The sequence below is a fragment of the Buttiauxella sp. 3AFRM03 genome, from assembly GCF_003675305.1.
Classification (GTDB): Bacteria; Pseudomonadota; Gammaproteobacteria; order Enterobacterales; family Enterobacteriaceae; genus Buttiauxella; species Buttiauxella ferragutiae.
The window spans coordinates 2,251,178-2,277,458 of record NZ_CP033076.1 but is presented as its reverse complement, the minus strand read 5'-3'; the positions used below and the strand labels follow the sequence as shown (position 1 = coordinate 2,277,458).

At 49.9% G+C, this 26,281-nt stretch carries 21 protein-coding genes, 1 pseudogene and 1 riboswitch; of the genes and pseudogenes, 10 read left to right on the top strand and 12 right to left on the bottom strand.

Features of this window, described 5'->3' with window-relative positions:
* Nucleotides 1-36: 36 nt before the first annotated feature.
* Both glnE and hldE read left to right on the top strand, forming a co-directional pair.
* The gene (gene glnE, locus D8682_RS12060; RefSeq protein ID WP_370090843.1) at nucleotides 37-2,889 is read left to right on the top strand and encodes a bifunctional [glutamate--ammonia ligase]-adenylyl-L-tyrosine phosphorylase/[glutamate--ammonia-ligase] adenylyltransferase; all 2,853 of its coding nucleotides are present in this window, start codon (nucleotides 37-39) and stop codon (nucleotides 2,887-2,889) included.
* Nucleotides 2,890-2,944: 55 nt separating this feature from the next.
* The gene (gene hldE, locus D8682_RS12055; protein WP_121814338.1) at nucleotides 2,945-4,372 is read left to right on the top strand and encodes a bifunctional D-glycero-beta-D-manno-heptose-7-phosphate kinase/D-glycero-beta-D-manno-heptose 1-phosphate adenylyltransferase HldE; all 1,428 of its coding nucleotides are present in this window, start codon (nucleotides 2,945-2,947) and stop codon (nucleotides 4,370-4,372) included.
* A gap of 51 nt (nucleotides 4,373-4,423) precedes the next feature.
* On the opposite strand, the pseudogene D8682_RS12050 reads toward hldE, so the two are convergent.
* A pseudogene (locus D8682_RS12050) lies at nucleotides 4,424-5,329 on the bottom strand (SPFH domain-containing protein).
* Nucleotides 5,330-5,647: 318 nt separating this feature from the next.
* The gene (ubiK, locus tag D8682_RS12045; RefSeq protein ID WP_064540114.1) at nucleotides 5,648-5,932 is read right to left on the bottom strand and encodes a ubiquinone biosynthesis accessory factor UbiK; all 285 of its coding nucleotides are present in this window, start codon (nucleotides 5,930-5,932) and stop codon (nucleotides 5,648-5,650) included.
* 134 nt (nucleotides 5,933-6,066) lie between these two features.
* Nucleotides 6,067-6,214, top strand: a riboswitch (FMN riboswitch).
* Between the two features lie 98 nt (nucleotides 6,215-6,312).
* On the opposite strand from ubiK, the gene ribB reads away from it, so the two are divergent.
* Entirely contained in the window at nucleotides 6,313-6,966 is a 654-nt protein-coding gene (gene ribB, locus D8682_RS12040) for a 3,4-dihydroxy-2-butanone-4-phosphate synthase (protein WP_121814337.1), read from the top strand.
* A gap of 36 nt (nucleotides 6,967-7,002) precedes the next feature.
* Here ribB and zupT read toward each other — a convergent pair whose 3' ends face one another.
* Nucleotides 7,003-7,770 carry a zinc transporter ZupT gene (gene zupT / locus D8682_RS12035; protein ID WP_064540110.1) on the bottom strand — a complete coding sequence of 256 codons (768 nt, stop codon included), beginning with the start codon at nucleotides 7,768-7,770 and terminating at the stop codon, nucleotides 7,003-7,005.
* A gap of 198 nt (nucleotides 7,771-7,968) precedes the next feature.
* Between zupT and ygiD the strand changes: the two genes are divergently transcribed.
* A complete protein-coding gene (gene ygiD, locus D8682_RS12030) occupies nucleotides 7,969-8,757 on the top strand; it encodes a 4,5-DOPA dioxygenase extradiol (RefSeq protein WP_121814336.1) in 789 nt (262 codons plus the stop codon).
* A gap of 38 nt (nucleotides 8,758-8,795) precedes the next feature.
* On the opposite strand, the gene D8682_RS12025 is transcribed toward ygiD, so the two are convergent.
* From D8682_RS12025 to tolC, 3 genes are all read right to left on the bottom strand, one after another.
* Complete coding sequence (locus D8682_RS12025; RefSeq protein WP_064540106.1) at nucleotides 8,796-9,956, bottom strand: glutathionylspermidine synthase family protein; 1,161 nt, start codon at nucleotides 9,954-9,956, stop codon at nucleotides 8,796-8,798.
* A 6-nt stretch (nucleotides 9,957-9,962) separates the two neighbouring features.
* Nucleotides 9,963-10,637, bottom strand: coding sequence for a DUF1190 family protein (locus tag D8682_RS12020; RefSeq protein WP_064540103.1), 675 nt, complete (start codon nucleotides 10,635-10,637; stop codon nucleotides 9,963-9,965).
* A gap of 159 nt (nucleotides 10,638-10,796) precedes the next feature.
* The gene (gene tolC, locus D8682_RS12015; protein ID WP_064540101.1) at nucleotides 10,797-12,281 is read right to left on the bottom strand and encodes an outer membrane channel protein TolC; all 1,485 of its coding nucleotides are present in this window, start codon (nucleotides 12,279-12,281) and stop codon (nucleotides 10,797-10,799) included.
* 212 nt (nucleotides 12,282-12,493) lie between these two features.
* Between tolC and nudF the strand changes: the two genes are divergently transcribed.
* The 5 genes from nudF to parE are packed head-to-tail and all read left to right on the top strand — an operon-like array spanning nucleotide 12,494 to nucleotide 16,919.
* Nucleotides 12,494-13,126, top strand: a complete 633-nt coding sequence (nudF, locus tag D8682_RS12010) for an ADP-ribose diphosphatase (RefSeq protein ID WP_064540100.1) — start codon at nucleotides 12,494-12,496, stop codon at nucleotides 13,124-13,126.
* A gap of 2 nt (nucleotides 13,127-13,128) precedes the next feature.
* Nucleotides 13,129-13,551: a DUF1249 family protein gene (locus D8682_RS12005; RefSeq protein ID WP_064540098.1), complete on the top strand. Its 423-nt coding sequence runs from the start codon at nucleotides 13,129-13,131 to the stop codon at nucleotides 13,549-13,551.
* A gap of 25 nt (nucleotides 13,552-13,576) precedes the next feature.
* A complete protein-coding gene (cpdA, locus tag D8682_RS12000; protein WP_064540096.1) occupies nucleotides 13,577-14,404 on the top strand; it encodes a 3',5'-cyclic-AMP phosphodiesterase in 828 nt (275 codons plus the stop codon).
* Nucleotides 14,404-14,979 (top strand): esterase YqiA, encoded by a 576-nt coding sequence (gene yqiA, locus D8682_RS11995; protein WP_064540094.1) that lies wholly within the window; start codon nucleotides 14,404-14,406, stop codon nucleotides 14,977-14,979. Before cpdA ends, yqiA begins: the two co-directional genes overlap by 1 nt.
* 44 nt (nucleotides 14,980-15,023) lie before the next feature.
* Nucleotides 15,024-16,919: a DNA topoisomerase IV subunit B gene (gene parE / locus D8682_RS11990; protein ID WP_064540092.1), complete on the top strand. Its 1,896-nt coding sequence runs from the start codon at nucleotides 15,024-15,026 to the stop codon at nucleotides 16,917-16,919.
* A 64-nt stretch (nucleotides 16,920-16,983) separates the two neighbouring features.
* Here the strand turns inward: parE and D8682_RS11985 are convergent, their stop codons facing one another.
* The 6 genes from D8682_RS11985 to qseB all read right to left on the bottom strand — a co-directional run bounded on the left by D8682_RS11985 (nucleotide 16,984) and on the right by qseB (nucleotide 25,630).
* Nucleotides 16,984-21,243 carry an autotransporter outer membrane beta-barrel domain-containing protein gene (locus D8682_RS11985; protein ID WP_162303016.1) on the bottom strand — a complete coding sequence of 1,420 codons (4,260 nt, stop codon included), beginning with the start codon at nucleotides 21,241-21,243 and terminating at the stop codon, nucleotides 16,984-16,986.
* A 281-nt stretch (nucleotides 21,244-21,524) separates the two neighbouring features.
* Nucleotides 21,525-22,445, bottom strand: a complete 921-nt coding sequence (locus tag D8682_RS11980; RefSeq protein ID WP_121814334.1) for a LysR family transcriptional regulator — start codon at nucleotides 22,443-22,445, stop codon at nucleotides 21,525-21,527.
* Between the two features lie 122 nt (nucleotides 22,446-22,567).
* The gene (locus D8682_RS11975) at nucleotides 22,568-22,885 is read right to left on the bottom strand and encodes a putative quinol monooxygenase (protein ID WP_064540086.1); all 318 of its coding nucleotides are present in this window, start codon (nucleotides 22,883-22,885) and stop codon (nucleotides 22,568-22,570) included.
* 31 nt (nucleotides 22,886-22,916) lie between these two features.
* Complete coding sequence (locus D8682_RS11970; protein WP_064540084.1) at nucleotides 22,917-23,498, bottom strand: NAD(P)H-dependent oxidoreductase; 582 nt, start codon at nucleotides 23,496-23,498, stop codon at nucleotides 22,917-22,919.
* Between the two features lie 120 nt (nucleotides 23,499-23,618).
* Nucleotides 23,619-24,974: a quorum sensing histidine kinase QseC gene (qseC, locus tag D8682_RS11965; protein ID WP_202914386.1), complete on the bottom strand. Its 1,356-nt coding sequence runs from the start codon at nucleotides 24,972-24,974 to the stop codon at nucleotides 23,619-23,621.
* Complete coding sequence (gene qseB / locus D8682_RS11960; RefSeq protein ID WP_121814333.1) at nucleotides 24,971-25,630, bottom strand: quorum sensing response regulator transcription factor QseB; 660 nt, start codon at nucleotides 25,628-25,630, stop codon at nucleotides 24,971-24,973. Before qseB ends, qseC begins: the two co-directional genes overlap by 4 nt.
* A 193-nt stretch (nucleotides 25,631-25,823) precedes the next feature.
* On the opposite strand from qseB, the gene D8682_RS11955 reads away from it, so the two are divergent.
* Entirely contained in the window at nucleotides 25,824-26,228 is a 405-nt protein-coding gene (locus D8682_RS11955) for a YgiW/YdeI family stress tolerance OB fold protein (RefSeq protein WP_121814332.1), read from the top strand.
* Nucleotides 26,229-26,281 lie beyond the last annotated feature (53 nt).

Here is a 26,281-nt window from a genome sequence, read left to right as displayed (position 1 = left end):
ATTATTTAGAGCATATCGTTTGTAAGGGACACACCCATGATGTCGCAAGCGCCACTTTTACAGCAGCATATGCAGGCGGCGCTGGCGCGTCTGCCACAGGATATTGACCGCCAGACGCTAAGCCAGGAGGCTCAAGCTGTGTTGGCGTTTAGTGATTTTGTTTGTGACAGCATGGCGGCTTATCCCGCATGGATGGCGGAGCTGGAACAGTCCCCTCCGCTTGCCGACGAATGGCAGCACTATGCCGCCTGGTTGCAGCAAGAGTTACACGGTGTCGATAGCGAACCCGCGTTAATGACCGCCCTGCGCCAGTTCCGCCGCCGTATCATGGTGAGAATTGCCTGGGCGCAAACACTGCAACAAGTCCCTACCGAAAGCTCTCTCCAGCAATTGAGTGTATTGGCCGAAACGTTAATTATTGCCGCTCGTGACTGGTTGTATGCCGCGTGCTGCCGCGAGTGGGGCACACCCTGTAATCAGGCGGGAGTCGCACAGCCGCTGATGATTCTCGGCATGGGTAAACTGGGCGGGGGGGAACTTAATTTTTCCTCCGATATCGACCTGATTTTTGCCTGGCCAGAAAACGGCTCGACACAGGGCGGACGGCGGGAACTCGATAACGCACAGTTCTTTACTCGCCTGGGTCAGCGGCTGATTAAAGTCCTCGACCAGCCAACACAAGACGGCTTTGTTTACCGTGTTGACATGCGCCTTCGTCCGTTTGGCGACAGTGGCCCATTAGTGTTGAGCTATGCCGCGTTAGAGGACTATTACCAGGAACAGGGCCGCGATTGGGAACGCTACGCGATGGTCAAAGCCCGAATCATGGGCGATACCGACGACGCATGGAGCCAGGAACTGCGCAATATGCTGCGGCCGTTTATCTTCCGTCGCTATATCGACTTCAGCGTTATTCAGTCTCTGCGAAATATGAAAGGAATGATCGCCCGCGAAGTGCGACGCCGTGGGCTGACCGATAACATTAAACTCGGTGCTGGCGGCATTCGTGAAACCGAGTTTATCGTCCAGGTCTTCCAGCTGATTCGCGGTGGCCGTGAGCCTGCTTTACAGTCCCGTTCATTATTGCCGACCCTTGAAGCTATCCAGCAATTACATCTGCTGCCCGAATCTGATGCGGTTAAATTGAATGCGGCCTATTTATATCTGCGTCGCCTCGAAAATCTGTTGCAGAGCATCAATGACGAGCAGACTCAAACCTTGCCTGGTGATGATTTAAACCAGGCTCGCCTGGCGTGGGGCATGAACGCGCAGAATTGGGATTCTCTGCAAGAAACCCTGCAACAGCATATGAATGCCGTGCGGCAGGTATTTAACGAATTGATTGGCGACGATGAACCGGAACCCGGTGAAGATAAGCTCGCCGAAGCGTGGCGCGAACTGTGGCAGGATGCGCTGGATGCGGATGCCAATACGCCAGTACTGGAGCATTTAACGCCGGAAGCGCGTAGCGAAGTGTTACGTCTGGTGAGTGATTTCCGCCAGGACACTGATAAGCGCACCATTGGCCCGCGTGGCCGCCAGGTGCTGGATCAGCTCATGCCGCGTTTGCTGTGTGAAGCTTGTTCGCGCCACGACGCGCCACTGCCATTATCACGCCTGACGCCGCTGCTGCTCGGCATTGTCACGCGTACCACCTATCTTGAGCTGCTGACGGAATATCCTGGAGCACTGAAGCATTTGATCACGTTGTGTGCGGCATCACCGATGATTGCCAGCCAATTAGCGCGTTATCCGTTGCTGCTCGATGAACTACTCGACCCGAACACGCTTTATCAACCGACCGCGACGGACGCTTATCGTGACGAGCTACGCCAGTATTTACTGCGCGTGCCTGAAGACGATGAAGAGCAGCAACTGGAAGCATTGCGTCAGTTTAAGCAGGCTCAGCTGTTACGTGTGGCGGCGGCTGACATTACCGGTACATTGCCGGTGATGAAAGTCAGTGACCATCTGACCTGGCTTGCTGAAGCGATGATTGACGCGGTTGTTCAGCAGGCCTGGGCGCAAATGGTCTTGCGATACGGCCAGCCAAAACACTTACAGAACCGTGAAGGGCGTGGTTTCGCGGTCGTCGGCTACGGCAAACTCGGTGGCTGGGAACTGGGTTATAGCTCTGATTTGGACCTGGTATTCCTGCATGACTGCCCGTCGGATGTGATGACGGATGGTGAGCGTGAAATCGATGGCCGCCAGTTCTATTTGCGCCTCGCACAGCGTGTGATGCACTTGTTCAGCACCCGGACGTCATCAGGCATTTTGTATGAAGTGGATGCGCGTTTACGCCCGTCTGGTGCGGCTGGCATGCTGGTAACGACTGCCGAAGCCTTTGCTGATTATCAGCAAAATGAAGCCTGGACCTGGGAGCATCAGGCTCTGGTTCGCGCGCGTATTGTGTATGGTGACCCGCAGTTGCAGCGGGAGTTTGATGCCATCCGCCGCAATATTTTGTGCCTTGGGCGTGAAAGCGAAAAACTACAAACTGAAGTACGAGAAATGCGTGAAAAAATGCGTGCGCATTTGGGTGGGAAAAATATCGAACGCTTTGATATTAAAGCTGATGAAGGTGGTATCACTGATATCGAATTTATCACTCAATACCTGGTTTTACGTTATGCGGCGCAGGCCCCAAAACTGACACGTTGGTCAGACAATGTGCGCATTCTGGAATTAATGGCGCAAAACGACATCATGAGTGATGACGAAGCGAAAGCGCTGACGCATGCTTATGTGACGTTGCGCGATGAACTCCATCACCTGGCATTGCAGGAACTGCCCGGGAATGTGGCAATGGATACTTTCACTCAAGAACGCGAGCAGGTACTAAAAAGCTGGCTAACGTGGCTGAGTGAGCCGCAAACATGCGCTTAACACTAATTGTGATATTATCCGCGACAAAATTTTATCCCTCTCTGGAGAGTCAGGAATGAAAGTAACGCTGCCCGAATACAGCCGTGCAGGCGTCATGGTAGTTGGTGATGTGATGCTGGATCGCTACTGGTATGGCCCTACAAGCCGCATTTCCCCGGAAGCTCCGGTGCCAGTGGTGAAAGTCGACAACATTGAAGAACGGCCTGGTGGTGCGGCAAACGTGGCAATGAACATTGCCTCGTTAGGCGCAAATTCTCGCCTGGTTGGCCTGACAGGGATCGATGATGCCGCGCGTGCGCTCAGCCAAACGCTGGCTGGCGTGAACGTTAAATGCGATTTTGTTTCCGTGCCGACACACCCGACAATCACCAAACTGCGTGTACTTTCCCGTAACCAGCAACTGATTCGCCTCGACTTTGAAGAAGGCTTCGAAGGTGTTGACCCAGAACCGATTCATGAACGCATTAGCCAGGCTTTGCCACATATTGGCGCGCTGGTGCTGTCTGACTATGCAAAAGGTGCACTGGCAAGTGTTCAGCATATGATTAGCCTTGCGCGAGCAGCCAAAGTGCCAGTGCTTATCGATCCAAAAGGTACTGACTTTAATCGCTATCGTGGTGCAACACTGCTGACGCCAAATCTCTCTGAATTTGAAGCGGTTGTTGGTAAGTGCAAGAATGACGAAGAGCTGGTGGAGCGCGGCATGAAACTTATCGCGGAATACGATTTTTCCGCGTTGCTGATCACCCGTTCTGAACATGGTATGACGTTGTTACAGCCGGGTATCGAGCCATTCCATCTGCCGACTCAGGCGCAAGAAGTTTACGATGTGACCGGTGCTGGTGATACGGTAATTGGCGTGTTGGCGGCAACCCTTGCCGCAGGCAACACCCTGGAAGAAGCGTGCTACTTTGCGAATGCAGCCGCAGGCGTGGTGGTCGGTAAACTGGGTACTTCTACCGTTTCCCCAATTGAACTGGAAAATGCTGTGCGTGGCCGTGCCGATTCAGGTTTTGGTGTAATGACCGAAGCTGAACTGAAAGTAGCGGTGGCGACGGCGCGCAAACGTGGTGAGAAAGTCGTCATGACCAATGGTGTGTTCGACATTCTTCACGCCGGCCATGTTTCGTATCTGGCCAACGCCCGTAAGTTGGGTGATCGCCTGATTGTTGCAGTAAATAGTGATGCTTCAACTAAACGCCTGAAAGGGGAGACCCGTCCGGTGAATCCGCAGGATCAACGTATGATCGTGTTGGGTGCACTGGAAGCCGTGGATTGGGTAGTGTTGTTTGAAGAAGACACACCACAACGCTTAATTGGGCAGATTTTGCCAGATTTGTTGGTTAAAGGCGGTGATTACAAACCGGATGATATTGCCGGGAGTAAAGAAGTCTGGGCCAATGGCGGTGAAGTGATGGTGCTGAACTTTGAAGATGGGTGTTCAACCACCAACATTATTAAGAAGATTCAGGAAAATAGTTAAATAAATTGCCAGCCTTGCATAGAGCATGGGCTGGCAAGTTTAACTGCAATATTAATGGCCTGATTTACCTGGCGTGGTATCAATAAACGGTAACGTGCCAGAAGGTAATACGGTTGTTGGTAATACACCGTTCCAGCGTTCGGCTTTAGTCAGTTCAATTAGGTTTTGATTACTGGCTAACGCGTCGGCGCGAGCTTTAATTGCTTCGGCTTCTGCCTGGCCGCGCAAACGAGTCGCTTCGGCTTCTGCTTTGGCGTTGGCTAACTGGGCATCAGCTTCTGCCTGAGCCTGAGTGACACGGATTTGGGCCTGAACCTGTTCGGTCGCCAATTCTTGTTCCCGTGTTTTAACCTGAACTTCAGCCGTCATTCTGGCCTCTACCGCTTTTTCATACGCATCACTGAAATCGATATTTTCCACCTGAACGCTATCAATAATAATCGGACCAATAACATTTTTCTTAATAGCGTTGGAAATATCGTTAACCAATTGCAAGCGGTGCTGTACAGCATCAACCGCAGTATAACCGCCAAAGACATTCTCAACCTGAGTAGGGACCTGGCGGCTGATTAGACGATCATTGAGAGAAGATACATTTTGATACTGGCTATAGACTTTCGTGACATCCGATGGTGGAACATGCTAGGAAACGGAAACTTTAAGTGTCGCAGATTGCTGGTCTTTACTGTAAGCCTGTAATGAATCATAAACGGTGACCTGGCTTTGAACGGAAATGATTTTTACGCTTTCAATAAAGGGAATTTTGAACGACAAGCCTGGGTCAATAGCTTCGACTACCGCGCCGTTACGTAATAAAACACCACGTTCCGTTTCATCAATGGTGTACCACGACCCTAATAGTGAGCCTAAAATAACGAAGGCCGCCACTGCACCACCTACTATTTTTATTTTCGAGCCAGTTCCATTTTTTAAATCAGGAATAAGTTGGTTTATCATTTTAACTTCCACTGTCGATGGGCTGAATATGGCATGATGGAATGCTTTTTTGTGTGCTAATTTAAGTGTTGATGCAGGTATGGAAATGTATGAAAAATAAAACCTTAAATCAATGAGTGATGAAAATAGCTATTTCAGATGTGGAGGTTATTGTTTTTTAAAACAATACTTTGCTTTTTTTGTATGTTTTAATAAGTATTATTTCGGATTATTCGAAGGTGAAATATCTGACAATAAAATCTAAAGATATTTATTTGATATATGTAGGCAGGGCGATATATTAAGACTCTCCTGCGAACAGGAGAGTAGTGTTATTCATTATTCTTGCGATTCTGTCGGCGGAGTCACAACAGGCGCCTGAACGCTACGATTTTCCAGTTCGGTTAAACGTTGTTCCAGCAAAGCCAGTTTTTCTCTGGTGCGTAACAGTACTTGAGTCTGTACATCAAACTCTTCACGGCTAACGAGATCCAGACGGGTTAATTGAGATTGCAGTACCTGGCGTACTTTTTTCTCAACATCATCCCCGAACTCACGAATCCCTTTCGGCATTGACTCGTGGACCTGGCGTGCGATCTGTTCAATTTTTTTCGGGTCAATCATAGTGGCTTCCATAATCTTACGGGATTGTCTTGCGCGATTAACACTAATTGTAATGCCTGTGAGGCCGGTTAGAAACCCGAAATGTTCTAAGGTTTGGCGTTGCCAGAGAAAATCATCGGCGTTATAGTAAGTCTGCTTATTCTCAGGGCGGGGTGTAACTCCCCACCGGCGGTAAATCAGTGAACGCTGAAAGCCCGCGAGCGCTCCAGAGCAATCTGGAGGTCAGCAGATCCGGTGTAATTCCGGAGCCGACGGTTATAGTCCGGATGGGAGAGAGTAACGACTAAGCTCAAGCTTTAGTAAGCTTGCACACGTTATTTTTTTAGCTCCTAAGACTGCCCTGATTCTGGTAACCATAATTTTAATGAGGTTTTTTTACCATGAATCAGACGCTCCTTTCTGCATTTGGCACTCCTTCCCAGCGCGTGGAACATGCTCTTGAAGCATTACGTGAAGGTCGTGGGGTAATGGTTCTTGACGATGAAGATCGCGAGAACGAAGGCGACATGATTTTCCCAGCCGAAACCATGACCGTTGAGCAAATGGCTCTGACCATTCGCCACGGTAGCGGTATTGTTTGCCTGTGCCTGACTGAAGAACGCCGTAAACAACTCGAATTGCCAATGATGGTTGAGAACAACACCAGTGCTTATGGCACAGGGTTTACTGTGACTATCGAAGCCGCAAAAGGCGTGACCACCGGTGTTTCTGCCGCAGACCGTATTACCACGGTGCGTGCCGCGATTGCTGATGGCGCAACACCAAGTGACCTGAACCGCCCGGGCCACGTGTTCCCGTTGCGCGCTCAACCGGGTGGCGTGTTAACCCGTGGTGGCCACACAGAAGCCACTATCGATTTGGTGACACTGGCAGGCTTCAAACCTGCAGGTGTGTTGTGTGAATTGACCAACGATGATGGCACCATGGCGCGCGCGCCTGAATGCATCACCTTTGCACGTGAACACAATATGGCTGTGGTGACAATTGAAGATCTGGTGGAATACCGTCAGACTCACGAACGCAAAGCCAGCTAAAATGCAAAAAGCCCGGTTATTAAACCGGGCTTCTCCTCAACCAATGCCGCTGGTTTGCAGCAGCGTCAGACTAAACCCCATCACCGCCATACCGCAAAGCACGCCATAACTTGGGTTGTTATGGGGATCAATTTCTTTGGCAAGCGGCATCAGTTCATCAACCGATAACGCCACCATAATCCCTGCGACGGCAGCCATGATAGCCGCCATGATGACTGGCGACACCATTGTGCCCAGAATCAGCCAGGCCAGCACACCACCAAGAATTTCGGCAAGACCCGAAATCCCTGCCCAGAAAATAGCTTTGCGTTTCGATCCCGTTGCCGCGTACACCGGGCCTGCAACCGCTAATCCTTCTGGAATGTTGTGCAACGCAACGGCGAGCGCAATTCCCATCCCTAACTCCAGGTTACTGCTTGCCGTCACAAATGTCGCAACACCTTCCGGGAAGTTATGCAGACTAATGCCGAGGGTCAGTAGCAACGCGGTACGCCGTAAATTGCGAGGCTGCGGTTTACTGTCCATTAAATCTTGCGGATGTGCATGGGGTAGGGCGCGGTCAAGAGCGAAATAGCCTAACAAACCCAACATAAACATGCCGTAACCTAAAACGGGTGACATTCCTTGTGTGTGAAGTGCGGCGGGTAACATCTCCATTAACGAGATAAGCAGCATAATTCCCGCTGCAAAACCGAGAGAAAATGCCAGCACACGGTTTGAAGGTTTCTGGCCGATAACGCCAAGAAAGGCACCTATAAAAGTGGCTCCCCCTGCTAACAGGGTCAGAATCAAGGGTACTGACATTCATTGCTCCTTTTGATAATGATTCTCATTTATATTAATGGGCGGTGTGATAAAAATCGAGAGCCAGATGGGAAGCTTTACACATCGCTTACATTCAAATTTCCTGAAGATCTTCATCATGCTTATCTGAGTTCTTCATTGTGCAAAAGCGCGTACTGTAGTTTTCATAAACTGAATGACCTGATTAAAGGACACACCATGACAACTCAACGAATGCCTGCGCTATTCCTCGGACACGGTAGCCCAATGAACGTGCTGGAAGATAATCACTATACCCAAGCCTGGCGTCATTTGGGAGAAACCTTGCCGCGGCCAAAAGCTATTGTGGTGGTCTCAGCACATTGGTTCACTAAAGGCACGGGTGTCACCGCGATGGAAACACCAAAAACTATTCATGACTTCGGTGGTTTCCCACAAGCGTTATATGACACGCATTACCCGGCACCGGGTTCACCTGAACTGGCGCAGCAGTTAGTTGATCTTCTGGCACCTGTTCCGGTGATGCAGGATAAAGAAGCCTGGGGATTTGACCATGGCTCCTGGGGTGTATTGATCAAGATGTACCCCAATGCTGATATCCCGATGGTGCAACTGAGTATCGACAGCACGAAACCAGCAGCCTGGCATTTCGAGATGGGTCGAAAACTGGCAACACTGCGCGATCAAGGCATCATGCTGATTGCCAGTGGCAACGTGGTTCATAACCTGAGAACCGCACGCTGGCACGGCGAAAACACACCATATCCATGGGCCGAGTCGTTTAACCAATACGTTAAAGACAACCTCACATGGCTTGGGCAGGTCGACGAGCACCCGCTGGTGAACTTCTTAGATCATGAAGGCGGATCGTTATCTAACCCAACGCCGGATCACTACCTGCCGTTGTTGTATGTTCTGGGAGCGTGGGATGGTAAAGAGCCGATTACGTTACCTGTAGACGGCATAGAGATGGGATCGTTGAGTATGCTTTCGGTACAAATCGGCTGATATGTTTCTCCCTCTCCTTTAGGAAGAGGGAGAAACAATTATTCTACGAACACATGCGGATAGAAGCGTGAAAGATCCTGGGTGATTAACTCGCGATCTTCACGAATACCAATACCTGCAGGTTGATCGTTGATAAGCCAACTGCCGATCAGCACATAACTGTCGCCAAATTTTGGTAACTGATAGAACTGCTGGACGATCATCCCTTCTTCACCGTAAGGGCCATCGACACGGGCAATTTCTTCGCCGTTTTCGATGATCTTCACATTTGCACCTTCGCGAGAGAAGATTGGCTTCACCACGTATTTATCCATCGGCGGATAGTTATCTTCGGCAAAATATGAAGGTAGCAGATTTGGATGATCCGGGAACATTTCCCACAGCATTGGGAGCAATGCTTTGTTGGAGATAATGCTTTTCCAGGCCGGTTCCAGCCAGCGTACACCCGCATCTTCCAGCTTGGTGGAGAACATCTCACGCAGCATGAACTCCCACGGGTACAGTTTGAACAGGTTGCTAATCACCTGATCCTGCAGATCGGTAAACTGGCCTTTTTCGCCCAGACCGATATCTTCCATGTAGACGAATTCGCTCGCCACTTCGGCTTCGGCTGCACAGTCTTGTAGATACTGAACGGTACCGCGATCTTCTTCTGTGTCCTGGCAGCAAGCAAAATGAACCAGATTGAAACCGTGTTGCTGTTTCAGCTCGGCAAAACGCTCAATGATCTTCTCTTGCAGGCTGTTGAACTGATCGCTTTCTGCTGGCAGGTTACCGGCCTGGATCTGATCTTCCAGCCAGATCCACTGGAAGAACGCCGCTTCGTATAAAGAAGTCGGCGTGTCGGCGTTGTTTTCCAAAAGCTTAGGCTCGCCAACGCCATCCCACGCGATATCCAGGCGTGAGTAAAGCGACGGTTGCTGGGTACGCCATGACTGACGCACAAATTCCCAGGTGTGTTTAGGAATGCGGAATTTGGCCAGCAGTTCATCGCTGCTCACGACTTTTTCCACTACCTTCAGGCACATTTGATGTAATTCAGCGGTGACCTCTTCCAGGCGTTCTACCTGCGGAAGCGTCAGCTTGTAATATGCGTCTTCACACCAGTACGGCTCGCCGTACATGGTGTGAAAATTGAAACCGTATTCTGTGGCTTTCTCGCGCCAGTCCGGGCGCTCAGTAATCGCGATTCTTTCCATAATTTCTTAGCCACCCATGGAACGAGAAGAACCTGTTGCGCTGCTACTGCGCTGCATAGTCGATTGTTTAGCCACTGAGTCACCGAAACCGCCGCGTGTCACAGTGCTGGTGGTGGCAGGTTTAGGTGCCATTGCCGTTTTCGGTACGGTTGTCGTACGGCCTGGTGTCGCGGCACCATAGCTCTTACCGCTGGCATCGGCATATTTACCGTAAGCAGGGCTTGCAGGGTTCTTCGAAGTAAACAGAGGTTGCTGAGCAAAGCCCGCCCCGCCGCCCATCAATCGGCCCATCATGTAACCGGCCATCAATGGCATCCAGAAACTGCCGCTTTGCTGTGGTTGTGCCTGAGCTTGCTCACCTGCCACGCTGGCTTGAGCTGGTGCTTGCTGGCATTGGCCTTCACCAAACTCAGCGATACATTCTTCACGCGAGGCGTATTTTGGCGCTGTACGTTCTGCTTCTTTTAGTGCGTTGTTAAAGGAAGTCGTACATTCTGCACTTTTGCCAGGGTTGGCTTGCGAACAGTCATCCGCATTTTGATACATGGAGACTGTTTCGTCATTTTGTTCGCAACCGGCTAGCATAAACACAGCGGTAACAGCCAATGCGACTGGCGTCAAATGGCGGGCGTTCCAGCTTTTGCGGAACGATGCGTGGTTTATGATTTTTGTCCGTTTCATTTATCTGTCCTGAGCCCAGTAGTTATGGTGCTTAGGATAGGGGATGAATGGTTGAAATTAAAGCGATGACGGATGTTGGAAGGGAGATCTTTACTTTGCCTTACGTTCGCATGCGTAAGTTGTGATGGGGGCATGTTGCCACACCCCCAAAATATCTGATCAGTTGCCGAATGGGTTAGCTGATTTGCTGCTAGTCGCAGAAGCTGGAGTCGCTTGTGCTGGTGTTGTAGCAGTCGTTGCTTCGCTATCTGCTGTATAACCATCCGCGCGAGCATTTTGGTCTGGCGTTTCTGGAGCCACGCTGTCAGCCGTGGTTGGTACTGGTTTACCCAGTGTTGCATTCAACGCCACAAGATCCTGTTCGTTAAGCGTACCCAGTGCTGATTTAATATTCAGCTGGTTGATTAGGTAGTTATAACGAGCGCTGGAGAGCTGTTGCTTGGCGTTATACAGCGTCGTGGTCGCATCTAACACATCAACGATGGTACGAGTACCGACGGAATAGCCTGCTTCCATGGCATCCAGGGAGCTTTGTGCAGACACAACCGCTTGTTTATAAGCGTTGATGGTACTGATGGACGCATTAACGTTGTTGAACGAAGAGCGAACTGTTTGCACTACGCTACGATGCGCGCTTTCAAGCTGCTCACTTGCGCCAACAAAGTTGTATTGCGCTTGTTTCACTTGAGAGTTAACAGAACCGCCAGTGTACAGTGGCAAGGAGAAGTTCAGGCCGATTTTATTCTGGCCCATATCGCTGTCGTTGTACTGAGAACTATTGGTTTTAGAACCACTGTAGCTGGTATCGGAAACACCAGTAGAAGCGGTCAAACCCACGGTTGGCATGTGGCCGGTTTCTGCGTAGCGAATTTGCTCGCGAGCCAGGTCCTGAGACAGACGTGCTTGCAACAATGCCAGGTTACGTTTTTCCGCTTCTTTCAGCAGATTATTCACGCCATCCGGTTTGTTGGTTTTGAAGCCGTCTACATTCAGTGATGCCAAAGATGGATAGTAATTACCGGTCACCTGGCGCAGCGTTTCTACCGCGTTATCCAGATTGTTTCGTGCAGTGACTTCGTTTGCTAATACGTTATCGTATTGCGCACGGGCGTTCTGTACATCGGTAATGGCGACCAGGCCAACGTTAAAGCGCTGAGTGGTTTGATCCAACTGACGATAAATAGCCTGTTTCTGTGCTTCAGTGAAGGACAGTGCATCAATCGCACTCAATACATTAAAGTAGGCTGTTGCAGTATTCAGAATCAGTGTTTGTTGGTCTGTCTGATAAGTGACATCTTGAATACCGGCTGATTTCTCTTGCAGGGTAAGCGCACGCCATTTCGACATATCAAAAATGGTTTGCGTCAATTGCAAAGAGGCACTCGCTGCCCTGGAGTCGATGCCATTCGCATCGCTAAAACCATTGGTGTATTCATAATCAGCACCAAGGCCAAGTTGTGGCAGTAACGGGCTACGTGCTTCGTTAATTTTTTCGAATGCGGCATCACGGTCAGCAGCGGATTTGCGCAAGTCCGGGTTGCTTAAACGTGCCTGCTGATAAACCTGCATCAGGTTTTCTGCCTGGCTCATGGCACTGAAACCCGTTAGGCTCAGACCGATAAGAATTGGGAGCAGTTTCTTCATTTGCATTCCTTGTTGTGAAGCAAAAAATTATTTGTAAGCGCTGACAAGAGCCGGAAATGATCGTCGATTTTAGCAGAGTCCGCCAGCTCAGGTGCTTGGCGTAATGTGCCATTGACTCTTAATTTTCATCAATCTATCACATAGGAAATGAAACGGCAGTCAAACTGGCTTGAAATTACTCATTTCATAACCATCAAAATCAGGAACCCATCATGACTAAGCAAAACAGTCAACTCGTCACATTAGCCAAAAACGATGTTGAAATTATTGCACGGGAAACGCTTTATAGCGGTTTTTTTTCTCTGGATCTTTATCGCTTCCGCCATCGCTTGTTTAATGGCGAAATGAGTGGCGAAATTTGCCGTGAAATTTTAGAACGCGGGCACGCTGCAGTACTGCTACCCTATGACCCTGTGCGAGACGAAGTTGTCTTAATTGAACAGATTCGGATTGCCGCGTACGACACCAGTGAAAGCCCGTGGCTGCTCGAACTTGTTGCGGGAATGATTGAAGAAGGTGAAAGCGTCGAGGACGTTGCGCGTCGTGAAGCAACTGAAGAAGCTGGAGTGATTGTCGGTCGCACCAAACCGGTTATCAACTACCTGGCAAGTCCTGGGGGGACCAGCGAGCGTTTATCGATCCTGGTTGGGGAAGTCGACGCTACCACCGCGAATGGCATACATGGTCTGGCAGATGAAAACGAAGACATTCGTGTTCATGTCGTGAGCCGGGAACAGGCTTATCAGTTAGTAGAAGAAGGGAAAATCGACAACGCGGCTTCAGTCATTGCACTGCTTTGGCTGCAATTGCATCATGAGAAATTAAGAGAAGAGTGGAATCGATAAATATGAAGCGCTATACACCTGACTTCCCTGAAATGATGCGCCTGTGCGAAACCAATTTCGCGCAACTCCGACGCTTGCTTCCTCGTCATGACGAAGTGGGTGAAAAAGTCACTTATCAGGTAAGTAGCGCTCAATATCGACTCTCTATCCTTGAGTCGACACGTTACACGACACTAGTACAAATCGAACAAACTGTTCCGGCGATAAGCTACTGGAGCTTACCGTCGATGTCGGTCAGGCTTTATCATGACGCCATGGTCGCGGAAGTGTGTTCAAGTCAGCAGATCTTTCGTTTCAAAGCACGGTATGATTATCCTAATAAAAAGTTGCATCAACGCGACGAAAAGCATCAAATTAATCAGTTTCTAGCCGATTGGCTGCGGTATTGTTTAGCGCATGGAGCGATGGCGGTTCCGGTTTGTTAGTGAGGGTGAAACCTAAGGACACCATTTGGAAAGCCTGTTAAATCTTCCTGTGGCCGGTGGGGGCCAGATCAGGATCTTGCAAATTACCGATACCCACCTGTTCTCTGGAAAGAACGAAACGCTGCTTGGTATCAATACCTGGATGAGCTATCAGGCTGTTATTGCCGCCATTCTCGCTGAGCAGCGTCAGTATGACCTAATTGTAGCTACTGGGGATTTAGCCCAGGATCACAGTGCGCAGGCCTACCAGCATTTTGTTGAAGGCATTGCGGAGATTCCTGCGCCCTGCGTTTGGCTGCCAGGCAATCACGATTTCCAGCCAGCCATGTTTAGCTCGTTGCTGGAAGCAGGGATTTCACCTGCGAAGCAAGTTTTCCTCGGTGATAACTGGCAAATCCTGCTGCTCGACAGCCAGGTATTTGGCGTCCCACATGGTGAACTGAGCGATTATCAGCTCGACTGGCTGGAGCGTAAACTCGCCGCTGAACCTGAACGCCATACGCTGCTATTGCTGCATCATCATCCTGTTCCTGCGGGTTGTAGCTGGCTTGACCAACATAGCCTGCGCAACGCCGCAGAGTTGGATAACGTTCTGCAAAAATTCCCGAAAGTGAAAACTCTGGTGTGCGGTCATATTCACCAGGAGCTAGATTTGGACTGGAACGGCAGACGAATGCTGGCGACGCCATCCACTTGCGTGCAATTTAAGCCGCACTGCTCAAACTTCACGCTCGACACTATTGAACCAGGTTGGCGTTGGCTGGAACTTCATCCAAACGGTGAAGTGACCACTGAGGTTTGCCGCCTGAAAGGTGCGGTGTTCAACCCAGATACCGCTTCAGAAGGGTATTGATGTCAACGCTACTTTACTTACACGGTTTCAACAGTTCGCCGCGTTCCGCTAAGGCTACCAGCTTGCAGGCCTGGCTGGCGCAGAACCATCCGCACATCAATATGATTATCCCAGAGCTCCCTCCGTATCCTGCCGATGCGGCAGAGCTGCTGGAGTCGCTGGTACTCAAGCATGGCGGTGAACCTCTGGGGGTTGTTGGCTCCTCTTTAGGTGGTTATTACGCCACCTGGTTAGCGCAATGTTTTATGCTGCCAGCGGTAGTAGTAAACCCTGCGGTACGGCCTTTTGAATTGCTTGTCGATTATCTGGGCACCAACGAGAACCCCTACACCGGGCAGCAATATGTGCTAGAGTCACGCCATATTTACGATCTTAAAGTCATGCAAGTTGACCCGTTAGAAGCGCCAGATCTCATCTGGTTGTTACAGCAAACGGGTGACGAAGTGCTTGATTACCGCCAGGCGGTGGCGTACTACACCCCCTGTCGACAGACGGTAGAGTCCGGTGGCAATCACGCCTTTGTAGGCTTCGAAGATTATTTCTCACAGATCATCGACTTCCTGGGCCTGCATTAATGCCTGATGTCGAATTCCTGTTTCGCAATCTGAACGAATAAACCATGACGCAATCCAGTTATAACGCCGATGCCATTGAGGTACTCACCGGGCTTGAGCCTGTTCGCCGCCGCCCCGGGATGTACACCGACACCACCCGTCCAAACCATTTGGGTCAGGAAGTCATTGATAACAGCGTGGATGAAGCGCTGGCAGGTCATGCGAAGCGTGTTGATGTTATTCTCCATGCCGATCAGTCATTAGAAGTCATTGATGACGGGCGAGGCATGCCGGTAGATATCCACCCGGAAGAGGGTGTTCCGGCTGTAGAACTCATTCTTTGTCGTCTGCACGCGGGCGGTAAATTCTCCAATAAAAACTACCAGTTCTCTGGTGGTTTGCACGGTGTTGGCATTTCGGTGGTTAACGCCTTGTCAAAACGTGTCGAAGTCACGGTGCGTCGTGATGCGCAGGTTTACAGCATCGCTTTTGAAAATGGCGATAAAGTCGAGGAACTGGCGGTGGTCGGGACCTGCGGCAAACGTAATACCGGCACCAGCGTTCACTTCTGGCCAGATGCCTCATTCTTCGACAGCCCACGTTTTTCCGTTTCCCGTTTAAGCCATTTGCTGAAAGCCAAAGCAGTATTGTGCCCTGGTGTTGAAATCACTTTTACTGACAAAGTGAACAATACCGAGCAGCGTTGGTGTTATCAGGATGGCCTGAAAGATTACCTGTGCGAAGCGATTAACGGCTTACCGACGCTTCCTGAATCACCATTTGTCGGCAATTATGCCGGTGATGTTGAACAGGTTGATTGGGCGCTGTTATGGCTGCCAGAAGGCGGCGAACTGCTGACAGAAAGCTACGTTAACCTGATCCCAACCATGCAGGGCGGTACTCACGTCAACGGTCTGCGTCAGGGGTTGTTGGATGCGATGCGTGAATTTTGCGAATACCGCAACATTCTGCCGCGCGGCGTGAAACTCTCAGCGGAAGATATCTGGGAACGTTGCGCCTACGTGCTGTCAGTGAAAATGCAGGATCCGCAGTTTGCCGGGCAAACCAAAGAGCGCCTCTCATCACGCCAGTGTGCCGCCTTTGTTTCCGGTGTCGTTAAAGATGCCTTCAGCTTGTGGCTGAACCAGAATATTCAAGTGGCGGAACAACTCGCAGAACTGGCGATTTCCAGTGCTCAACGCCGTATGCGTGCCGCTAAAAAAGTGGTGCGTAAAAAGCTAACCAGCGGCCCGGCATTACCTGGAAAACTGGCCGACTGCTCCGCGCAAGATTTGAGTCGTACTGAATTGTTCCTGGTGGAAGGGGATTCTGCAGGCGGTTCTGCCAAGCAGGCCCGTGACCGCGAATACCAGGCGATCATGCCGCTGAAAGGTAAGATCCTTAATACCTGGGAAGTATCTTCCGATGAAGTGCTTGCATCGCAAGAAGTGCACGATATTTCGGTAGCGATCGGCATCGATCCGGACAGTGAAGATCTGAGCCAGTTGCGTTACGGCAAAGTTTGTATCCTGGCGGATGCGGACTCCGATGGTCTGCACATTGCAACGTTGTTATGCGCGCTGTTCGTGCGCCACTTCCGCTCTCTGGTTCGCGGGGGTCACGTCTATGTGGCGATGCCACCGTTGTACCGCATCGATTTGGGCAAAGAGGTTTACTACGCGCTGGACGAAGAAGAGAAAGCCGGCGTGCTCGAGCAACTTAAACGTAAGAAAGGGAAACCGAACGTGCAGCGCTTTAAAGGGCTGGGTGAGATGAACCCACTGCAATTACGTGAAACGACGCTCGATCCCAACACTCGCCGCCTGGTACAGCTTACGATTGACGATGAAGATAACGATAAAACCATGGCAATTATGGATATGTTGCTAGCTAAAAAGCGTTCTGAAGATCGACGCAATTGGCTGCAAGATAAAGGCGACATGGCTGATATTGAAGTCTAATTATCGTATCAGGCGGGTGATGCAATACATCCCCGCCTGATAAAAACGCCAGTTCTTTCCCTTATCAGAACTTAATTTTTACACCCGCAATCCCGCCGTAATTGATGCTGTCCCCTTCAAACGACTTCTCTACGCTTAAAGAACCGGTGAGTGAAACTGACTCATTGATCTGATGATCAACGCCCGCATTTAATTGACCCCATGTTCCGGCGCTGTTGGTGACGAATGGAATGTCGCCTTGTTGAGAAGAAAATACGGTCTTTGTTTCTCCTCTGAATTCATGCAGGATCCCCGGACGTACCCAGGCCGTCGTTCTGGTGCGCTCCTCCTCCACTTTTTGTTTATCATCATGATGCCAGGTCTGATGGACGCGCAGGCTCAGACGCCCGGTCAGGGAATCTGCGTTACCGAATTTAACCGCAGATGCCTCGTCATGGGTGTTATCCAGTTTCACTTTTGAGTAAATCAACTGGGCCTGAGGCTCAATAAAGCGCTGTACGTCAGCGTCCGGCTGCCACGGATAACCCGCTTCCAGCGAGGCACTTAAACCATATCCTTTGGTTTTCATTGGGCTGAGATCGGTGGGGTTGGATTCAACATACAGTCGGTTGTATTGGGCGACGGCATCCAGATAGCTTCCCTTTGGTGTGAAGTGCGTCCAGTAACCGCCTAACCCCCATGATTTCAGGGTATTACGCCCGGCAAACTCGTTGTCAGTATCAGTGACTTTGCTGCTCATTTTGCCGATATTACCAAGCACTCCAGCAAAATTTGAACTCCCGTCATCTTTACTTTCACGATACAAATCAATGCCTAACTGAATGGCGCTCAATGAGAATCGAGACTGCGGGCCATCAAAGTCGGATTTCCCATTTTTAAAAATCACCCGTCCCCAACTCATATGTGGCGATTCGGTTGCCTCAGTGATTTTCTCCACGCTGGCAAACTGTTCGCCAGTTCGCTCATGCAGGCTATCGACCAGCATCCGGCTATACAGTAATGCCTGTTGAGGAATGACCTGATACAGCGATGTTTCTGCCCGATAATCTGGCACCGCAATCGGCTGTTGAGGAGCCGCAGGCGCTTCGGGTTTAAGATTATCAACTGGCGGTTCTGCTACTGGCGTGAAATCAGCTGGCGGTGGTGATGGCGGCAGAGGAAGAGGAAGCTCGCTATCGTCAATGATGCCAGGCAACTGCTTATGCGAGCGCAGATACCAGGCTTCTTCATTGCTGCCATCAACACTTGAACGGTAAAGCGAGTATTCATACGGTCCCGCTTTCACTTTGCTGAGCAGGCTAAAAGCTTCTGTTGCCGTTGTCGCACCGCTAATGGTATCTACAACTTTGATACCGTTACCATGAGTGAGAGCGCCACTGCCATCGGTATTGGTGATTTTTAGGCTGGTGGAGCCGTCGGCATGGCCACCATCGACAACTAATTGATCCGACGGTGAATTATCGCTGTGCAAATGGGTGTTTAACGCAATCGTTCCGTTGTCGCCGTGATAGTTATTCACCGTCAACGTCTTGTAGCGGTTATTTTCTGGTGTACTGAAGTTGATCAGGCTTTGATTATTCGTCAACTGGCTGAGCACCGAATTGCCTGTCAAAAACCACAGGCTGGTATTGTTTAATGAAACATCAGAAAACGCATTTTCCTCGGTTAGTGCAGCCCCCGTGAAGAGACTTCCTGACGCGTTGATGCTGGCATTTCCTGGCAACATCACCCCATTTTTTACCTGCAGCCACTGGCTTTCTCCCGTCACACGGCTATTTTGCATTTCAATATCTGCATAACCCGTGGTTTCAATACCATGGCCGTGCTCGCTGGTCAGAATGCTGTTATTGAGGGTGGCTAACCCTGGATTAGTGGCTGTACCCTGGGCTGCCAGGGCAGCAGAACTATCACCATGGGTGGCGACAGAAATATTATCGCCCTGAACATACCCGCCATTGCTGGCGAGAATACCGGCAGCACTAGCACCTTCGGTTTGAACCACGGTATTTTTAGCGTGTAGATTGGCTCCTGCTTCCGCCCAGAGACCGCGCGAGTTATCGCCGTGGGTATTTAGCGTGACGTTATCCAGTGCCATCTCAGCGGTTTCTGCTTTATATTTGCGGCCGACAAATGCGCCGCTCGCATTATTGCCGAGTGTCTCGATTGTGACATTACTGGCTGTCAGGCTAACGTTACCGGGTTTTGCCGCACCAATTCCGGCATACAAACCGATGGAGTTATCACCCTCAGTTTTGACGGTTGTATTCTTCAGAATAATATTCCCACCGTCATCTGCCGTTGCGCCATAAGCCTGCGTACCTTTTGTCTGCAGGGTGGTGCCATCCACCGTCAGCAAAGAACCGGCGTTACGGGAAGCCACGGCATGCGGGAAGGTGAGGTTGGATTGCACAGGTGAGCCATTGCCTGTTGTCATCACACTTCCTCCCGTCACATTCACCGTTGCGCCAGCATCAGCCACAATTCCCATCGCATTATCGTTACCCGAAGTATTGATATGGGTGTGGGTGATTGACGCGGTGCTATTTGCGACCCCAATTCCGGTGCCGTAATTACCCGAGGTGGTAATTCGTGATCTGTTCACCTCAAGCTGGCTACCGTTACTGGCGCTAATACCACTACTGGGATTCTGCGTGGTGAAGACTTCGCTGTCTGTTAAAATCAGTGAGGACCCCGCACCTTGCAGCAAGATCCCTGGAGACCACGGCCCGATAGCGTTAGGAGCGGCGGTGGCGGTTATTTTGCTTTCGCTAATCTCGGCTGTAGCGCCATCAACAATATTCATTCCAGAGCTGCGTGCGCCGCGTGTTTCTATCGTTGTACCACTGACCTGCGTATGCGAACCGGAACCTTCTACTGAGATACCGTGGCTTTGCATCCCGGAAGTACTGATTTGCGAGTTTATGACAGAAACAGAGGCGCCAGCCAGGGCCCGCGCTGCTGCCGTTGAGTGCAACGCATTTCCCTGGCCGCTGACGTTGATAGTGCTATTAGCAAGGGAGATGGCACTGTTTTCCCCTTCAGCGCGGCTCCCACCCTGGTTTACGCCAGAAACGTTTATTGTCAGATTTGAACCAGAGATGTTTGCGCCAGAAAGCGCATGCAGCGCAGCGGTTGTGGTTGTGCTCGAGGCATTGCCGGTACTTTCTATCGTACTATCCTGCAAGCTAATACGGGCATTGTCTTCAGCTCTTGCGGCGCTGGCACTCGCTGCGGTGGTGGTGAGTTGTAGACCCTTTCCGCGGATAGATGTCGCGCTGTCACTTGCCAACAACACATGACTTATACTGAGGGACTTTTCATTGTCCACTGGCGTGGTTGCTGATGCTGCGGCACCGGCAGTGGTGATGGCCGTGCCATCATGCAGCGTAGCCGTTGCGCCAGTTCTTGCCCAGACACCGACTGCACCTTTGCCTGCTGTTTGAATCGAACCGCCATCAATGTCGCCGTGCGTTGTTGCCCCATCTAAAAGTACGCCGTGGCCGTAAACTCCTGCTGTATCAATGGCAGTTTCTTGGAGAGTAATTTGGCTGCTGTCTTGTGCTTTGATTCCGTAGGCTGAGGCTCCAAGTGTGCTGATGGTGGCATTTTCAGCATTTAGCCTGCTATCCGTGCCGCTGACATACACACCGTGGCTTCCTCCAGTTGTTGTACTTCTGGCTCCCGTGGTCAGGACTTCACTGCTATTAGTCAGCTTGACTGCACCGCCTTGTGTCACCGTGATGCCCACCGTTCCCCAGGAGGCAGTTTGTACTTTGGAATGATCCAGAACGGCCTGCGAACCAGCTCCTGACACCACAACGGCGCGGTTATTATTTCCCTTCGCCCCGCCGCCTACGGTGACTGCCGAGTCTTTGAGGTTGAGATGCCCCCCTGATTCCACCAGCATTGCGGTCATATCATTGGCGGTGATGGTTGCACCTGCCAGCGTTTTGGGGTCGAGCAATACCTCGGTTTCCAGTAAATCGACACCGCTTGCAGAAAATACGTGCACACCGATTTGGTCTTTGGAACCTGCAGCCGAAACGGCATTATTCTTGATGCTACCTCTGGCCAATGAAACAATCCCGCCGTCGCCCATTTTGATGCCTGCGGTATTGGCAACGCTCATTTTTATCGTTTCATCATTGTATAAACCCCGGGTACAAATCCCGGCAGTACCAATAGTATTCACCAACCTTTCGGTCGCACTGACGTCAACACAACCAAAACTCAGCACACCAACGATTAATCCGGCGGAGGTTTTAAGCACAATTTTGTGGCGGTTATGGGAGATGTTAGCGGGCGATATCTTAATAATTTTCATACGAGTGCCTCTACGATAGTCTGGTTTGAATATGCCGGGCCTCGCTAAGGGAATGTCATTGTTCTCCGCGGTAAATCGGCAGTAATTCATTGCATGACAGTTGCACGGTATTAAATAGAAATAAAACCGTATCAGGGAATGGAAGTGATTGATATTTATCTGTCTGGGACGCAGGCATTATACGGCCAGTAATTAGATATGGGATTACTCGGGTTTAATTGCGGATTTAGTTTTATTATTGCGCTGTTGTGTTGTTTATTAATGGCATTGCTTTCAATAACCTAATTATTCTTCATTGCTTCCAAAAACTGCATGAAGCTGGCTTTCTTCTCCAGTTCTTTTCGATAGACCAGATAGACGCTAATTTTCTGTACCGGGAATAAGGGTGTTAATTGCCTTAATTTGAAAATATCCCGATAACGAGTAAAGGCATCCTGGGTGATGAAGCCAATACAATCGGTTTCCGACAGTAGGGTGAGAAGCATCAATATCGAATTAGTTTCAAAGGCAACCTGGGCATTTTTCAAGGTTGCCAGCAAAGATTGTTTACGCTGATAAATCATTTCATCACCGGTGAGATGGGTGACCATATCCATATTTTTTAAATCGTCAATGCTAATCGATGTTTTTTGAAAAGGATTATCCTGGCGGCACACTAGCACTGGTGTTAATTCACAGAATAAGACGCAGGTTAATGTGGTGCTGACGACCGGTGCACCTGAGAAAACTAAATCAGCTTTACGCAAATTAAGCAAACCCACAGCATCGGGAATGCCGAGAATAGTTTCGATGTATTTTATTTTAAAGTTAAGTTTTGCCAGCTTTATTTTAATTAATGCAGATGACAAGTCATGCACAGCGACAGAGAATGGAGAATAGATAACCCATGTTTCTCGTTTATTGGTTTGCTTACTTCTGGCTATGGAATCACTCATTATTTCTAAAGTTTGTTTTAGCTGAGTGTAAAGGTCATCGGCAAATACAGTGGGGGCGATGGTGTTTCCGTGGCGAATAAATAAAGGGTCTTCGAAATGAAGACGTAACTTTCGTAAGGCATGGCTAACAGACGGTGGGGTGACCTCAAGAATTTCAGAGACTTCAGTAATGCTTCGTGTCGAGTAAATCAAACAAAAAGTGGTTAACAGATTAAGATTAAAATTGGCTAGTTTTAGAACTTTATCGGAAACCATATTCGTTTTCATTTCTTGCCTCGCTACAAACTTGGGGTAAAAAGTAGCTTAGCAGGTATTAAGAAATGCGAATCTTGCAGCCAAAAAAAAGGAGCAGGTGTAAACACCGCTCCCGTTATTTCGTCGTCAGTTGATTACTTAATCGCGTCTTCCAGAATATGGATATGAACATCCAGAACATCGTCTTTGACAGCGGCACTGTGAGCTTTCATATGCGGGGTTTGCAGATGGGCTTCAAGGTGAGCCACAGTTTCCCATTTTTCCAGCATAAACACGGAATCTGGTGCGGCTGTCTGGAAGGCGACTTGCGCATTATGATCCACCAGCGGCGCATAACCGAAGCAACCTTCTTCTTCGAGCACAGTAGGAATAATTTTTGCAAAAGCATCTATCACCGCCTGGCGATGATGAGCGCCTGGACGGGTACGAATTTCAGCTATTACTGTTAGCATGACTGACTCCTTCATTTAAACACGGCAACAGTTAAGCAAAAATTTGGCCGAGATGCTCGCGGTATTCTGCGATAAAACGCGGAACATCAGGGACTTTCATCACATCGTTAGCGATAAAGGTCGGCAGGCCTTCCATACCGAGGAACTGGTTAGCTTTATGGAATGGCAGATAAACGCCATCAACACCCACGCCATGGAAGAACTGCTCTTTGTCTTCAAAGGCTTGTAACGGGGCGTTCCAGGTCAGGGAAAGCATATAAGTTTTGCCCTGAATCAGACCACCGGAACCGTATTTTTTCTCAGCGTCTGAACGGGTACGGCCATCGCTGGCATACAGAGAACCATGACCCTCAGTAAATACATCATCGATGTATTTTTTCATGGTCCACGGCGCGCCCATCCACCAGCCCGGCATTTGGTAAATCACGGTATCGGCCCACAGATATTTTTCGACTTCTTCTTTGACGTCGTACTCGCTGTCGGTACGCGTCACCAAAACATCATGCCCGAGGTCGCGCAAAAAACTTTCCGCGACGTCGGTCAGGGTGTCATTAAGTTGGCCGTTTGAGTGGGCGAATTTTTTCGCGCCATTGATAATCAGAATGTTGCTCATAGTTAGTCCTCGAATTATTGCGTATGGCGCGGAGTGTACCGTGATCAATGTCACTGTAAAATGCCGCATACAGGCAAAGACTTTTGCTAAAAACGCAATAATTCGAATGTGAAACCCTTTTTACCAACGTATCCGAACCTCGAAACCGCCGCTACTGGTGTTCATAAAGAGAGCTTGCATTCCATGCAAAGAAGCAATACGCCGCACTATAGATAACCCCAGTCCGCTGCCGGTTTTTTCCTGTCCTGGTGGGCGGAAGAACCGTTCACCCAATGAAGTTAAAAACTCCGGACTGACGCCTGGCCCGTTGTCAGTAATCGTTATTTCGTGACTTTGCAGAACGACGTCTACCACGCAACCGCGCGGGCTGTAACGTATAGCGTTATCCAGCAAGTTTCTGACCATTAAACTTAGCAACAACGGTTGCCCCTGACGTTTCACGCTCGGGTCTTGCACATCAAGACGAATATCGATGCCTGCACGTAGTGCCTCGTGCCAGGCGTCCATCACGGCATTTTGCAGCAAGAGTTGAAAGGCGACTTCCTGCACATCATCCAAACTCGCTAAAGAGTCCAGGCGTGATAGCGTCAGCAACTGATCAACCAGGCGAGTGGCGCGATCGATTCCCGCACTGAGATTATTGAGGGCATGATCGCGTACTGGCTCGTCATGCTGCGCAAGCTGCGCGACTTCGGCCTGCACTTTTAATGCGGCAAGAGGGCTGCGCAGTTCGTGTGCTGCATCGGAGGTAAAACGCCGTTCGCGCTGCATCAATTCCCCGGTGCGCGAAAAGAGCTGATTGAGTGCCATAACCAGTGGCCGTACTTCTTGTGGCAAGGTTTGGGTCGGGAGCTCGCGGTCATCGTCAGGTTTGCGGGTACGTAACTGATTCGCTAGTTTGTGAAGTGGGGCAAGGGCGCGGCTAACCAACCATACGAGTAGTAGTAAAATCAGCGGTAGCGCGATAAGCCATGGGGTGATCTGCGACAATACAATATCCAGCGCCAGATCTTCCCGATACTCCCATTCCTGTCCCACCACAATCCGATATTTCCCATCTGGTGTGGTGACCCACACCATGCGCCACATATCGTCGTCGCCAGCTAGTTTTCCGTCTGTAAATCCGTCGCGCTGGTAGCGCCAGATGAGGTTGCGGCCATTGTCTCCATCGTTGAGTAACAGCTTTCCATCGGCGGTATATATGGCGAAGGCCAGCGTGTCGTCGTCTTGCTTACCACGATGGTTGGAAATCATGGTTTTAGTGCGCGGTAATTGTGCATCACCTTGCACGCCATCCAGTTCTAATGCACTCAGGCGTTTAGCAAACAGCACCTGCTGAGTGTCAAACAGTTTGTTTAGCGTTTTACTGGTTTGATGCCAGGCGGCAATGCTTGCGCCAACCCATGCTACAAGGGTCAGCAAAATGTACCCGGCAATTAATCTGGCGCGTAAACTTTGAGTCAGTGTTTTTATCATTCTTCGCCCAACGTATAACCAATTCCGTGCACTGTGCGAATAAAGCCGCTACCGAGTTTGCGGCGTAAATGATGGATGTGTACTTCCAGAGCGTTTCGGGAAACGTCGTCATCCCAGTTATAAAGTTTTTCTTCAATAAGTGTGCGTGGTAATACGCGCCCGGCGTTACGCATGAATAATTCCAGCAAGGCAAACTCTTTGGGTTTTAACTGCAACGGCCCTCCATCGCGAGTGACAGTTAATTTAATCGGGTCGAGCTCAACCCCTGCATGGAATAACGTCGATTGTGCTTGCCCATGATTGCGACGAATTAAAACCTGCAGCCGGGTGGCAACTTCTATTAACGCAAAGGGTTTACACAAGTAATCATCGGCACCGAGCTGCAACCCCTCAACCCGTTGTTCCAGCGTGTCTCTGGCAGTTAGAATGAGTACCGGTTCAGTTTGGCCACTACGACGCCATGTTTTTAGAATATCCAGCCCGTCGATACCTGGCAGGCTTAAATCGAGTACTGCTGCATCGTAAGGAGCCAGACCAAGTGCCGACCGGCCTTGCTGGCCATCGGTGAACCAGTCGACAGTAAAGCCCATTTTGGTGAGTCCGGCTTTTAATCCATCACCAATGAGCTTATCGTCTTCAATGAGTAATACGCGCATGCGTTGTCCCTTACTGTCTATTTAGCGGAAGTTAATAACTTTTGCGCAGGTGTGTACAGGGGAAAAATACGATGCTTCGGCAAGCTGCGCAATTTTCTAAAAAATACGATTTCTCAGGGAGAAATTAAGATCTCGTTAAGATCTCTCCGGTTAAATAGCATTCAGAAATTCATTCATATAAGGAAAATAAACGATGAAAAAAGTAGCCGCTATTTTGACTATTCTCGCAATCACCGCAGCACCTGCACTAGCTGCAAATCAAGGCGGGTTCTCTGATCCGAATGCCGCTCCGGCCGCCACACAAACTCAAGCCGCGGGCGGCTTTGTCGGTCCAAGTGGCAGCAATACCACGGCGGCACAGGCGAAGTCATTGTCTGATGATACTTGGGTCACTTTGCGCGGTAAGATTGAGTCCCGCATCGGCGGTGACCACTACATCTTCCGCGATACCTCCGGCACAATTAACGTCGATATCGACCAGAAACGCTGGAACGGCCAGACCATCACCCCACAAGATAATGTTGAAATTCAAGGGGAAGTGGACAAAGACTGGAACTCCGTTGAAATCGACGTGAAACAAATTACTAAAGTGAAATAATTCTCTGTAATGAGCCGCAATTTGCGGCTCATTTCTTATCGCTGTGCTTCACC